Origin of the sequence: Sorangium sp. So ce327 (genome assembly GCF_051530205.1) — a bacterium.
GTDB classification, from domain to species: domain Bacteria; phylum Myxococcota_A; class Polyangia; order Polyangiales; family Polyangiaceae; genus Sorangium; species Sorangium cellulosum_B.
On the sequence record NZ_CP150330.1, the window covers coordinates 6,271,788 to 6,284,996 of the forward strand.

Here is a 13,209-nt window from a genome sequence, read left to right on the forward strand (position 1 = left end):
CACGGCGAGGCTCGGCGCGCAACTCCGCACGAGCGATCTCGCAGGGAGCCTCCGCGCGGCGCTCGCGGCCCGCGACGCGAGCACCTCGCATTGCACGACCCAAGCCACCTCGGCCGCGCCGCTCCGCGGCGCGACTCTCCGGGCTCCGGCCGCTCTCGGCCGAGATTGACCGCCTCGCGTCCGGCTCCTAGGCTGCCGCGCATTCCATGACAGCGCACACGAAGGACGGAGAGAGCGCGCCCGGCGCCGGCGATCGGACGCTCGAAGGGACAGCGGATCCCGGCGCGCGCCTGTTCCTCGACTTTCTCTCCTCGATCCGCCCCCGCGTCGACGCCGCGCTCGATCAGCGCTGGCGCGACAAGGCGGCCTCCGTGCAGCGCTACGGCCGCGAGGTCGAGGCCATGGTCTCCGAGGCGCGGAGCCTCACCCTGCGCGGCGGCAAGCGGTTCCGCGCGGGGCTGCTCGTCGCCGCCTACCAGGGCGTCGCGCCGGACGCGCCGCTCGGCCCCGCGATCGACGCCGGCGTCGCGCTCGAGCTGCTCCAGACGTACCTGCTCATCCAGGACGACTGGATCGACGGCGACACCGTCCGGCGCGGAGACCGCACCGTCCACGTCGCGCTGAGCGAGACGCTCGGCGATCCGCACCTCGGGGCCTCGTCCGCGATCCTCGCGGGCGACCTCACCTGGAGCTTCGCGCTGAGCACGCTCGCGGGCGCGGACGCGCCGCCGGCGACGACGCTCGCGGCCGTCCGGCTGTTCTGCAAGATGCACGAGGACGTCGTGATCGGGCAGCACCTCGACGTCGTCGGCCGGGCCGAGGACGTCGAGCAGATGCACGCGCTCAAGACCGGCAGCTACACGGTGCGCGGCCCGCTCGCGCTCGGCGCCACGCTGGCCGGCGCGCCGGCCGAGACCGTGGCGGCGCTCGAGCGGTTCGCGGCGCCCGTGGGCGTCGCCTTCCAGCTGCGCGACGACCTCCTCGGCACCTTCGGGAGCGCCGCCGCGACCGGCAAGCCGGTCGGCAACGACCTGCGCGCCGGCAAGCGCACCGCCGTGCTGGCCGCGGCCGAGGGGCGCCTCGACCCCGCGGGCCGGAGCGCCGTCGAGCGCGCGCTCGGCCGCAAGGAAGCGAGCGACGACGCCGTGGCGGCCGCGACGCTCGCGCTCGAGGCGTGCGGCGCGCGGCGCGCGGTCGAGGAGCGGCTCTCCGCCCTGTGCGGCGAGGCCGAGGTCCTCGCGCGCTCGCTGCCCGTGAGCGCGTCGGCGCGGCAGATCCTGTGCGGGGCCGCGAGCGCGCTCCGGTGGACCGGCGCATGACCGAGGCGCTCGGCGAGGCGTCCGGCAAGGTCATCCTGCTCGGCGAGCACGCCGTCGTGTACGGGGCGCCCGCGCTCGCCGCCGGCATCGAGCGCGGCGCCCGCGCGCGGGCGACCCGCTGCTCCGGCGCGAGCGCCCTCCGGCTGGGCGGGCGCGAGCTCCGCGCGGCGCCGGCCGAGGAAGACGTCGCGCGGGCGTTCGCGGCGCTCCTCGGGGCGCTGCCCGACGTCGGCCCGGTGCGCGTCGAGGCCGAGAGCGATCTGCCGCCCGGCGGCGGCCTGGGCAGCTCGGCCGCGCTCGGGGTCGCGATCGCCAGGTCGGTGGCCGCGCTCGCGCGCGCGCCCGCGGCCGCGGCGCGGACCGCGGCCGAAACCGCGGCCGACGCCGCCGCCGTGACCGACGCCGCCGCCGCCTGGGAGCGCGTGTTCCACGGCAACCCGTCGGGCATCGACACCACAGCCGCGGCCCGCGGCGGCTGCTTCCGCTTCACCCGGGCGCACGGCGCCACCCCCGTCGCCCCGCGCGACGACCTGTGGCTCTGCGTGGGCTCGACCGGGGTGTCGTCGTCCACGCGCAGCATGGTCGAGCTCGTGGCGAGGCTCTTCGAGCGCAAGCCCACGCTGGCCGCGACGTCCATCGCGGGCATCACCGCGCTCGTCGAGAACGCCGCCCTCGCGATCGAGGCGGGCGACGCGGTCGCGCTCGGCCGGCTGATGGACCTGAACCAGATGCTCCTCGCCGGCATGTTCGTCTCGACCGAGGCGATCGAGGCCCTGTGCAAGCTGGCGCGCGAGGCCGGCGCGCTCGGCGCCAAGCTCACCGGCGCCGGCGGCGGCGGCTCGGTCATCGCGCTGCTCCCGCCGCCTCCGCCGGGCGACGGCGGGGCGGCGGCGTCGAACAGCGCCGCGGACCGCGTGCTCGCCGCCTGGCGCGACGCGGGGTACAGCGGCTTCGTCACCCGGGTGAAGGCGGGCGTGACGAGGACGGAGCCACAGGAGCAAGCATGAGCGTCGTGAGCCGGGCGACCGCGATCGCCCATCCGAACATCGCCCTCGCGAAGTACTGGGGCAAGCGGGCCGATGGCCACAACCTGCCCGCCGTCCCGAGCCTCTCGGTGACGCTCGCCGGGATGGAGACGACGACCGAGGTCGCCTTCGACGCGTCGCTCGACCGCGACGAGCTCCACCTCGGCGGCGCGGCCTTGCCGCCGGACGCGGAGGCGACGCGCCGGGTCGCCGGCCTCCTCGACCGGGTCCGCGCCGCCTCGGGGCGGCGCGAGCGCGCCCGCGTGGTCAGCCGGAACGACTTCCCCACCGCGGCGGGCCTCGCCTCGAGCGCGTCGGCGTTCGCCGCGCTCGCGCTCGCCGCGAGCGCCGCCGCGGGCCTGCCCACCGCGCCTGCGCTGGTGAGCGATCTCGCGAGGAAGACCTCGGTCTCGGCCGCGCGCTCCGCGTTCGGCGGCTTCGTCGAGCTCCGCGCCGGCCGCCCCGGGGACGAGGCGCTCGCCGCGACGCCGCTCGCGCCCGAGGACCACTGGCCGCTCGCGGTCGTGATCGCGGTGACGCGCGAGGGCCCGAAGGACGTGGGCTCCAGCGACGGCATGCGGCACACCGCGATGACGAGCCCGTACTTCCCCGCGTGGGTGGACGCGGCGCCGTCGCTCTTCGACGCGGTCCGCGCAGCGGTCCTCGCGCGCGACCTCGCCGCGCTCGGCGCCGCGGCCGAGGCGAGCGCCCTGTGCATGCACGCCTCGAGCATCGCCGCCTCGCCGGGCCTGCTCTACTGGACCGGCGCCACCGTCGAGGTGATCGCCGCGGTGCGGAGGCTCCGCGCCCAGGGGACGCCGGCGTTCTTCACCATCGACGCCGGCCCGCACGTGAAGGTCTTCACGACGCCCGAGGCGCAGGCCGCCGTGGGCGCGGCGCTGCTCGCCGTCCCTGGCGTCCTCCGCACCATCACGGCCGTCCCCGGCGGCGGAGCCCGCCTCGCGCCCTCTTCCGGTTCCGGGGGCGCGTGATCGTCCGGGCGCCTGGCAAGCTTGTCCTCTCGGGCGCCTACGCCGTGCTCGAGGGCGCGCCCGCGCTCGTGGCCGCCGTCGATCGGTACGTCCTCGCCGACCCGGCGCGGCCCGCCGCGCTCGTCACCGAGGAGGTCCAGGCCGCGATCGACGCCGGCGCGCTCGACGCGGCGGCGTGGTTCGACGCGTCCGCGCTCCGCTCGGCGGCGCCGGAGCCGCCTCTGGCCTCGCCGGGCGCGCCGCCCCGCGAGGCGAGCCGCAAGCTGGGCCTCGGATCGAGCGCCGCCATCCTCGTCGCGACGCTCGCCGCGCGCGCCGCGGCGGTCTTGGAGGCGCGGGCGGCGCCGGGCGGCCAGGGCGCGCCCGCGTGGGATCCGCGCGCGCTCTTCCTCGACGCGCTCGCGGCGCACCGGCGCGCGCAGGGCGGAGGCAGCGGCGTGGACGTCGCGGCGAGCGTCTACGGCGGCGTGCTCTGCTGCCGGCTCGGGCCGGGCGGCGAGCTCGACGTGGCGCCGCACGCCCTGCCGGGCGGGCTCGTGATCGAGGTCTTCGCCAGCGACGCCTCGGCGCGCACGAGCGCCATGCTCGAGCGCGTGCGCGCGCTCGCCGCCCGCGAGCCGGAGGCGCACCGCGCGCTGCTCGGCGCGGCCGCCGAGGGGGCGCGCGCAGCGATCGAGGCCGCGGACGCCTGCACGCTCGTGGCCGCGCTGGATCGGCAGGTCGACGCGCTCGCCGAGCTCGGCGACCGTTCGGGCGCGCCGATCGTCACCCCCGCGCTCAGGCGCCTCCGCCCTGCCGCGGCCGCCGAAGGCGCAGCGATCGCGCCGAGCGGCGCGGGCGGAGGCGACGTCTCCCTCTTCGTCGGCGGCGCGCCGCCCTCGACGGCATGGCTTGCCGCGGCGCGTGAAGCCGGCCTCGAGCGCGTGCCGATGTCGCTCGGCGCCCCCGGCGTCCACGTGCTGGACGCAGCCCCTCCGCTCCCTGCCTGAGCGCGTCCCCTCGCCGATCGTGCGCCGCGCGGTGCCGGAGCGCTTGGCACGGAGCCCGCTCTGCTCGCTCCCGGATCGACCGCGGCGCTGCGCTCGGGCGACGCACCGCGGTCCTTCATGAGGCCTTCGGGACGCGAACAGCAGGGAAAGCATGGACTTCGTGGAGCCGGCGATGCTGCAGCGCCGCCGTGAAAGCTTGAGTTTTCATGGTGATACCGCCTGGACGGCCGATGAGCGCGGTGGGCGCCCCGTCCTCCAAGGCGGGCTCCGCGGGCAGGAGGCTGCCGGCGCGGGCTCGGCGGGCGTGACCTGCGTTCACAGCGCGCTGATGCATCGGCGCGGGGGCGCGCGCAGGCGCGCCGGACCGCCGACCGTCGGTCGCGGCTCGGGCGCGGGGGGTGGTGAACGGGGTGAGGTGGCACGAGGACCAGAGGACCAGGTGAGGAGGGGGGCTCCATGACGACGTGCGATCGAGAGCTTTGCCGATTGGAGGATGTGCTTGGCGCCAGCATGGCCGAGTCGAGGGCCATGCTGGCAGCGTTCGGCGTCCAGGTCGCACCGCTGCGGAGGCGCACCGCGAGCACGTACCTGGGGCGGGTGCTGGTCCACCCGTACAACCTGCTCGTCGTGGGGAGCGCGCTCCTCCTGAGCTTCATCGGCTGGAGCCCGCTGCTCCTGCTGCTCGGGCTCGGGGCGGAGCTCGTGATCCTGTGCGTCGTCCCCTGGCGCGGCTTCTTCCGGCGCAGCATCGACGCGCAGCTCGACGAGGTGGATCGGGCGGCCTGGTCGCGGGCGCGCGAGTCGTTGATCCGGCAGATGGACATCCGGCACCAGCAGGAGCTCGCGCGCCTCGACCGGCTCATCGATCGCACCCGCGAGAACATCCGGCGCCGCGGCGGATCGATCCCGCCCCTGCTCGACGAGGGCTTCGGCCTGAGCCGCCTCATCATGAGCTACATCCGCCTCGCGATCGCGCACAAGGCCGGCCAGGAGTCGCTCGCGATGACCAACCACGGCGAGCTCATGGACACGATCCGCTCGCTCGAGGCGGTCCGGAGCACGTCCGCGGGGCGGACCCGCGGGCTGTCCGAGCGGCGCCTCTCGATCGCCTACCGGCGCGCCGAGTGCTGGAGCCAGACCCGCGACGGGCTGGAGGTCGTGTCGCAGAAGCTCGCCACCATCCTGGAGCTCATCCAGCTCATGCACGAGCAGTCGATGACGCCCGTGGATTCGCCCGCGACGTGCGTGGAGATCGACAGGTTCATGCGCGAGCTCGACGATCTCGACAACGGCGAGAGCACGCAGCGTGAGCTCGCGGAGCTCGACATGGACATGGACAGGGCGTTCGAGCTCGAGGAGCTCGAGACCGAGCACATCCAGCACAGCCGCCCCCCGATGCGCCTCGTGGCGCGTTGAGGGGCGCGGGTCGGCGGCGCTCGCGGGCGCGATCGCTCGGCGACTCGGGGGAGCGCGCCGCGCTGCGCTGGGGCCGCTGCGGTTGACGGCGCAGCGCGGCAGGCTAACGTCGGCGCGCGATGCTGAAGCTCAGGCGACTGCGGATCGAGAAGTTCCGGGGCGTGGCGCCGGGCACGGAGCTCCGGTTCTCGGACGGGCTCAACGTGCTGCTCGGCCAGAACGGGACCGGAAAGACGACGCTGCTCGAGCTGATCTCGATGGTTGTGAGGTCGGATTTCAGCAGCCTGGCCAGAGAAGAGTTCGCCGTCGAGTACGAGCTCGCGGTTCCAGAAGAAGCGACGGTGACCGTCGCGGTCAGCAACAAAGAGAAAACGGGCTTTGTAGGGACAAAGGACCGCCCCCGGATTGACCTACCGGAGCGCTGGTTTCCTGTTGCGGACGTCACGATCGAGGATTCGTCACCCGGAGCTAGCCGCCGCATCCGGTACGACGTCGAGCGTGGACTCACGGTCGGAGACCACGAGCCGATCGAAGGAGGTTGGGAGATCTCATGTCTCAACGCAGGATTCCTTTGGGCCTACATGCTGCTGGATCCTGAATTCATCGTAACCCCCACCTACAACAGGGTTCGTGACGCGAGCTCGGCGAGACGCTTCGACGAGTCACTGGAGCTGTTTACGTGGCTCACCGGGTCGAGCGATGCTCGCAGGAGGGTCTTCGTTCTGCGAGAGAGGGTGCTGTACGCTGGAATCAAATCCGATCTCCTACCGAATGCCCTCCTCCGACAACTGGGGTCGATGTATGAGCCGTCAAGGTCTGACTACACCTTCAAGCACTCTGATTTAGACTTCCTTGCCACCATCAAGGGAATCATGGGGTTCGACGCCGCCGAGCTGAAGGTGGACGTGACCGAAAGGAACGCGCGGGGTGAACTTCACGAATATCTGACGCTCGGAGATCTCGTGTTCCGGTTCTGGTGGGAGGGCGGCGAGTTCATCACCCACACGCGCCTGAGCTATGGGCAGAAGCGCCTGCTCACCTTCTTCTATTACCTCGCCTGCAACGACGACATCGTCATCGCCGACGAGCTCGTGAACGGCCTGCATCACCACTGGATCGCGGCCTGCGTCGAGGCCCTCGGACAGCGTCAAGCGTTCTTGACGAGCCAGAACCCACTCCTTCTCGACTATATCCCCATCACCTCGCCCGAGCAGGTCCACGATAGCTTCGTCCTCTGTCGCGGCGAGCGGCGCGGCGGCAGGCCGGCCTGGGGCTGGGCGAACATGAGCGAGGAGGACGCCGCGGAGTTCTTCGCCGCCTATGAGGTCGGCGTCGAGCACGTGAGCGAGATCCTCCAGTCGCGGGGGCTGTGGTGAGCCCGGAGGATACCCGCCTCTCGATCGTCATTCTCACGGAGGACAGCGGCGAGGACGGTCGCCCAACCGTCGAGGAGCTCGTCGGCCGGATGCTCGAGCTCGTCGTTCCCGGGTATGGACGCCATCGTGTCGACTTTCTTCCGAGCGAGCCGAGGGAGGAGGAGGCGATGCGCGGCAACGTCTGGAAGTCCGATGGAAAGAACCCGATCGAGCACGATCGACGCGTCCGGCTGCTGAGATACATCGCGCGCAAGCTCTCGTTGCCCGACACGTTCGTGTTCTTTCATATCGACGGGGATCAGCCGTGGGCGGAGCGCGGCACCTGCGAGAACATCGCGAAATTCGACCGGAAGGTTGTCACGCAGCTGCCGCACGTGGTCGAGCGCGGTCGCGCCAATGCGCCTCGGACCAGGCAGCGAGCCAAGGATGGCGCCGAGCCGCCCGCTCCCGCACTGCAGATCGAGCATCTCCTTCTGGTCTGCCCGTTCCGGAGCATCGAGGCCTGGCTGTACCAGAACATTCGACGCGCGAGCGAGATCTGCCGCCGCGAGCACGGGGGCCGCCACGCCGGGGACATCGAGGCGTGGCAGGGAAAGCGCGAGGAGTTCGACGAGCTACCGGCGCCCGACCAGGCGCTGTGCCTGAAGAAGGCCTACAATAGGGAGCTCGCATCCAACGGATTTCCCACGCAGCTCGCCTACGACGTGAGGAAATCATTCGCCGAGAGCGTGGACCGCATGGGCCGGTGCGGCGCGTTGCGCGCGGCGCTCGAGCGCACACGCGGCTGGGAATGATGCGGCCGCTGCACCTGGGGCGCTGACGACGAGGAGGTCCTCAGGCGCATCGCCGCGTCGGTGACGCGCTCCGGGTCACCGCCGCCGCGTCGACGACGCCCGCCGTGTCACCGCCGCCGCGTCGACGACGCGCTCCCGATCGCCGCCCCCGCGTCGCCGACGCCCACGTCGCAAAGCTGCCTCCCATGGCCGGAATCCTGCCCGCCTCTTCCGCACCCGCGCGACCGTGATACCCCCGCCATCATGGGAAAAGCCGCGTTTCTCGCCCGCCGGCTCACACCGAGCGGGTGCATCGTCGCAGGTACAAGGCTCGCGTCTCACCGAGAGGCGCTGAAATCGAAGAAGATCAAGCTCGCCCCCAAGGTCGACGCTGCGGTCCAGTCCGTCATCGCGCGCACCGAGGCCGTCGAGGCGCTCGGGAGCTCCGACGCCACCATGACGGAGATCGATCGCGGCGCCGACCGGTGCATCTCCGCCTTCGGCGCCCAGCTCGACGGCATCGAGCGCTCGTTCGACCACGACGACATCCTGCCGCTGAGCGATGACGAGGCCGCGCGCCGGGCCGACGCCGCGCTTGTGCGGTCGGAGGTGCTGTCGTCGGGCACGGGCTTCGTCAAGCTCGTGTACTCCCAGCAGTGGGTGCGCATGAGCGCGATGATCAAGGCGCTCGACGGCAAGGACGTGAAGGCGGCGGTGGAGCGCCTCGGGCTCGCAGCCGAGGTCGATCGCCTCCGGCGCTGGACGGCGCTCTACGGCCAGAAGCTCGGCGTCACCCAGGCGAAGAGCGCGGACCCGGCGATCCTGGCGGTGGAGGCGTGGCACGAGGCCTACGGCACGCTCCTGGTCCAGGTCCACGCCGAGTACGACGACGACAAGGACGAGACGCACGCGCTCCTCCGCGACCGCCTCCTGTCGCCGTACGAGGACGCGGCCGAAGAGGAGCGGCGCGCCGAGCGGGCCCGCGCCGCCAGCGCCAGGAAGAAGCACGAGCCCGACGTTCCCGCCTGATCATCTCCCTCTCCCGCACGTCAGCCGCGCTCGCGGCGAGGCCGTCCGCGCCATGTAGCTTTCCCGGGCTGTCGGACGGTGGGCTCACGATGGCCGCGATTGCACACGATCGCGGGACCGTGGGACCATCCAGTCACCATGGGTAAGGTCACCGCCCTCCATATGGACACCATCACCGAGAAATCCGGTCACCAGATGACCGGTATGGCGGTGAGCGTGTGTCTGACCCCGGCCGCGCCCAGCCCGCTGCCGATCCCCTACCCCACCATGGGCACGGTCGCGGAGGGGATCATCGACCCGTGCATGCGCACGAAGATCGAGGGCGCGAAGATCCTCACCGTCGGCGGCTGCATGAAGGCGTGCCACGGCAACGAGCCTGGCACGCTCAAGGAGGTCGTCAGCCTCAACACCGGCGGGCCTTGCTTCCCCTGGCTCGGCGCGCCGAACGTCATCATCGAGCTCGGCATGGCCGGCATCACCGGCAGCATGGGCCAGATGAACAAGAGCATCACCGTCGGCGCCGGCGCCAGCGCGAGCGGCGCTGGCGGGGGCGGCGGCGGCGGTGGGGGCGGCGGCGGCGGCGCCGGGGGCCCGGGCGGCGGCGGCCCGCAAGGCGGCGGCAACGGCGGCGGAGGCGGCGGCGGGAGCAACAGCGGCGCCGCGCCGCCGAGCCCGCCTGCGCCGCCGGGCGCGGAGGGCCAGGCGGCCGCGGGCCATCCGATCGACGTCGTGACCGGGACGCTGTTCACGATCCCGGCGGCCGACTTCACGCTCACCGGGTTCCTCTGGGTCCAGTGGATCCGCACCTACAGCACCTCGGCCGTGCGCCACCGCTGCGGCCTCGGGTGGGGCTGGTCGCACAGCCTCGCCTGGCGCGCCGAGCGCAACGGCGATCACCTCGTCCTCGTCGACGACCAGCAGCGCCGCACCGAGATGCAGCTGCCCGGGGCCGGTGAAGCGCTGCTCCTCCCCCACGGCCGGAAGGTGCACCTCGACGGAGACGCGATCGTCGTCGACCTCGGCGACGACCTCGTGCGGGTCCTCCGGCCCACCGCGGATCCGCGGGCGTACGCGCTCGCCGAGCTGCGCGACGCCTTCGGCAACGCGGCCACGATCGACTGGGATCAGGACGAGGTCGTGGCCATCACCGACTCGGTCGGCCGCCGCGCGGAGGTCTCCCGCGACGGGAACCTTCGCATCTGGTCCGTCGCCGTCGCGGACGAGGCCGGCAAGGAGCACCGCCGGCGCCTCGTGACCTACGAGCTCGACGGGCGCGGAGACCTCGTCCGGGTCATCGACGTGGGCGGCGCGGAGACCCGGTTCAGCTACGACGACGAGCACTACCTGCGCTCCGAGACGCGGGCCGACGGGGTCGTCTTCCATTTCGTGTACCAGGACGCGGGCGGCGAGCGGCGCTGCGTGGAGACCTGGGGTGAGCTGCCCGGCGGCGACCTCCTCGCCGCGCTCGGCGCCCCCGAGGCGCACGTGGCCGGCGGTCCCCGCGGCATCTTCCACACGCGCGTCGCGTACGGGCCCGAGCCTCACCAGACGACGGTGACGGACGCCCTCGGCCACGTGCATCGCTACCAGGGCAACGCGCTCGGCCTCGTCGAGCGCTACGTCGACCCGCGCGGCTACTCCATGCTGTTCACGTACGACGGGGTCGGGCGCCTCATCGCCGTCACCGACGGCGCCGGGGCCACGCAGCGACGCCGCCACGATCTCGCCGGACGGCTGATCTCCCTCAGCGACGGCGGCGGCACGGTCCGGTACCAGACGGACGAGGAGCAACAGGGCGTCACCACCATCGCCCCGAACGGCCACCGCTCCACCGAGCGGCGCAGCCGGGGGCGCGTCATCGAGATCGAGGACGCGCGCGGCAAGACGACGGCCGAGTACGACGCGCGCGGCAAGAACACGAAGATCACGTACCCGAGCGGCCTCGTCGACACGCTCGAGTACGACGCGCACGGCAACCTCGTCCGCTACGCCCAGGGGGAGCGCGTGTGGACCTACGTGTATGATCTCCTGGGCATGCCCGTGCGCATCGAGTCGCCCGGCGGCGCGGCGACCACGCTCGAATACGACTCCTCGGGCAACATCGTCAGCGCCGTGGGGCCGAGCGGGCAGCGCACCGAGCACGCCTTCGACGGGCTCGGGCTGTGCACGGCGACGTCGTACCCCGGCGGCGGCCGCGCGCACTACCGCTACGTGGCCAGCGCGCTCGTCGAGCAGGCGCTGCCGGACGGCTCCCGCTGGACCATGGGCTACGACGCGCTCCTCCGGCTGAGCTGGATGCAGAACGCCGCGGGCGAGCGGCGCTCGTTCGAGTACGACGCGGCCGGCAACCTCGTCCGCGAGACGACGTTCACGGGGCTCCAGTACCGCTACGAGTACGACGGCGCGGACCGGCTCGTGTCGATCCTCCGCCCCGACGAGTCGATCGTGCGGCTCTCGCGCGACGGCGCGGGCAACGTCGTCTCGCGGGAGTACTCGTCGGGCCTCGTCGAGCGCTTCGAGTACGACGCCCTGGGGCGCGTCGCGCGCGCGACGAACGGCGCCTGCACGACGGAGCTCGCGTACGACGAGCGCGGCGCGATCCTGCGGGACACCCAGACGTGCGGCGGCTTCAAGTTCGTCACGAGCTACGACTACGACGAGGGCGGCCAGCTCGTGGCGCGCCGGTACTCGTCCGGCTGGCGCGTGGCGCTGGAGCACGACGCGTACGGGCGGGTCGCCGCGATGGGCGTCGGCCATCCGGACGCCGCCGAGCGCTTCGTCTTCGAGCGCGACGAGCAGGACGGCGAGCGCGCCCGCCGGCGCGACGGCGGCGTCGGCGCCATCCTGACCCGGCGCAACGCCGAGGGCTTCCCGGTGGAGATCCAGGTGGAGGGCGCGTCGGGCGACGTCGTCCGCTCCCGCGCCTACCGCTGGCACCCGGTCGGGGCGCTGGCCGCCGTGATCGACAGCGAGCGCGGCGAGCGCCGCTACGAGCTCGACGCGCACGGGCGGCCCGCGGACGTCCGCGGGCTCGGCGCGACGGAGGCGTTCTCCTACTCGCCGCACGGCACGGCGATCACGCGGGGTGAAGCGTCGGTCGGCGCCGGCGGACGGCCGCGCGCGGCGGGCGATCAGGTCCTGACCTGGGACCGGCTTGGCCGGCTCTCGGGCCGGGACGCGCCCGATCCGCGGCGCACGTGGCGGTACGCCTTCGACGAGAACGATCGGCTGACCGAGGCCGTGCGCGGCGACGGGCTGAAGATCCAGTACATCTACGACGCGCTCGGCCGCCGCGTGGCCGAGATCGTCGGCCAGGGGAGCACGTGGTTCGGCTGGGATGGCGACAGCATCGTCGAGGAGCGCACCTCGGGCGGGCAGGTCACGCGCCGCGTCTTCGACGCGTCAGGTCACATGCCGCTGCTCGAGTCGCAGGGCGGCGCGGGCTTCCGCCTCGTGGCGACCGACGCCGCGGGGACGCCATGGCTCACCCTCGACGCGGCCGGCGAGATCACCGAGATCGATCTCACCACCTGGGGCGAGGTCGCCCACAAGCGCGGCGAGCCGGGCGCGCTCCGCTTCGCCGGGCAGCGCGCCGACGAGCTCACCGGCCTCCACTACAACCGGTACCGCTACTACGCGCCCGATCTGCGCGTGTTCATCTCGCCGGATCCCATCGGCCTCTCGGGCTCGCTGCAGGAGATCGGCTTCGTCCCGAACCCGACGCTCTTCATCGATCCGCTCGGGCTGCTCACGATCATCACGGCCTCGAACGATCCCAAGCTCCACAACGCGTACTACTCGCAGTACGCGGCGAAGTACCCGGGCGCGACGATCCTCAAGCCGAACCAGGTCGTGCCTGGCAGCCTCAAGGGGGAGACGGATGTCGTCGTCGACACCCACGGCTGGCCGGGCAGCGTCGAGTGGGCGGGGAAGAAGATCTCGGGGGCCCAGCTCGCGGACAAGCTGAACGCCGCCGGGTTCAACGGGAAAATGCCAGGAACGCGCGTGGACGTCGTCACGTGCAACGGCGGGACGAAGCCGAACTTCATGGGCCGCAGCGTCGCCCAGGCGGTCGCGGACCGGACCGGAGCGACGACGTCCGGCGCGACAGCGAAGGGCGTCCCGGGCGTGGCCTCCGCTGGGCAGATGGGCAACGCGGGCGCCTCCGGCCTGGTCAGCGGGATGCCCACCGGCCTCGGATCCGGCAACGCCCCGGGCAACCTGCACGTCAACGGCGGCGGGCACCTGATCAAGGACATCAAGCCGCGCTGGTACACGTTCGGGCAGTGA

Annotated in this window: 9 protein-coding genes; all 9 read left to right on the top strand. The window is 72.9% G+C overall.

Features of this window, described 5'->3' with window-relative positions:
* Nucleotides 1–206: 206 nt before the first annotated feature.
* The 9 genes from WME95_RS23410 (at nt 207) to WME95_RS23450 (ending at nt 13,209) form a co-directional block, all read left to right on the top strand.
* Nucleotides 207–1,319 carry a polyprenyl synthetase family protein gene (locus tag WME95_RS23410; RefSeq protein WP_437910662.1) on the top strand — a complete coding sequence of 371 codons (1,113 nt, stop codon included), beginning with the start codon at nt 207–209 and terminating at the stop codon, nt 1,317–1,319.
* The gene (gene mvk, locus WME95_RS23415) at nt 1,316–2,326 is read left to right on the top strand and encodes a mevalonate kinase (protein ID WP_437910663.1); all 1,011 of its coding nucleotides are present in this window, start codon (nt 1,316–1,318) and stop codon (nt 2,324–2,326) included. The genes WME95_RS23410 and mvk overlap by 4 nt, the downstream gene beginning before the upstream one ends.
* A complete protein-coding gene (gene mvaD, locus WME95_RS23420; RefSeq protein WP_437910664.1) occupies nt 2,323–3,336 on the top strand; it encodes a diphosphomevalonate decarboxylase in 1,014 nt (337 codons plus the stop codon). The genes mvk and mvaD overlap by 4 nt, the downstream gene beginning before the upstream one ends.
* Nucleotides 3,333–4,325 (top strand): hypothetical protein, encoded by a 993-nt coding sequence (locus WME95_RS23425; protein ID WP_437910665.1) that lies wholly within the window; start codon nt 3,333–3,335, stop codon nt 4,323–4,325. The genes mvaD and WME95_RS23425 overlap by 4 nt, the downstream gene beginning before the upstream one ends.
* A gap of 495 nt (nt 4,326–4,820) precedes the next feature.
* Complete coding sequence (locus WME95_RS23430) at nt 4,821–5,741, top strand: hypothetical protein (protein ID WP_437911011.1); 921 nt, start codon at nt 4,821–4,823, stop codon at nt 5,739–5,741.
* 119 nt (nt 5,742–5,860) lie between these two features.
* Nucleotides 5,861–7,117 carry an AAA family ATPase gene (locus WME95_RS23435; protein WP_437910666.1) on the top strand — a complete coding sequence of 419 codons (1,257 nt, stop codon included), beginning with the start codon at nt 5,861–5,863 and terminating at the stop codon, nt 7,115–7,117.
* Nucleotides 7,114–7,911, top strand: coding sequence for a hypothetical protein (locus WME95_RS23440; RefSeq protein ID WP_437910667.1), 798 nt, complete (start codon nt 7,114–7,116; stop codon nt 7,909–7,911). The genes WME95_RS23435 and WME95_RS23440 overlap by 4 nt, the downstream gene beginning before the upstream one ends.
* 243 nt (nt 7,912–8,154) lie before the next feature.
* The gene (locus WME95_RS23445; protein ID WP_437910668.1) at nt 8,155–8,919 is read left to right on the top strand and encodes a phosphoenolpyruvate--protein phosphotransferase; all 765 of its coding nucleotides are present in this window, start codon (nt 8,155–8,157) and stop codon (nt 8,917–8,919) included.
* A gap of 138 nt (nt 8,920–9,057) precedes the next feature.
* A complete protein-coding gene (locus WME95_RS23450) occupies nt 9,058–13,209 on the top strand; it encodes a PAAR-like domain-containing protein (RefSeq protein ID WP_437910669.1) in 4,152 nt (1,383 codons plus the stop codon).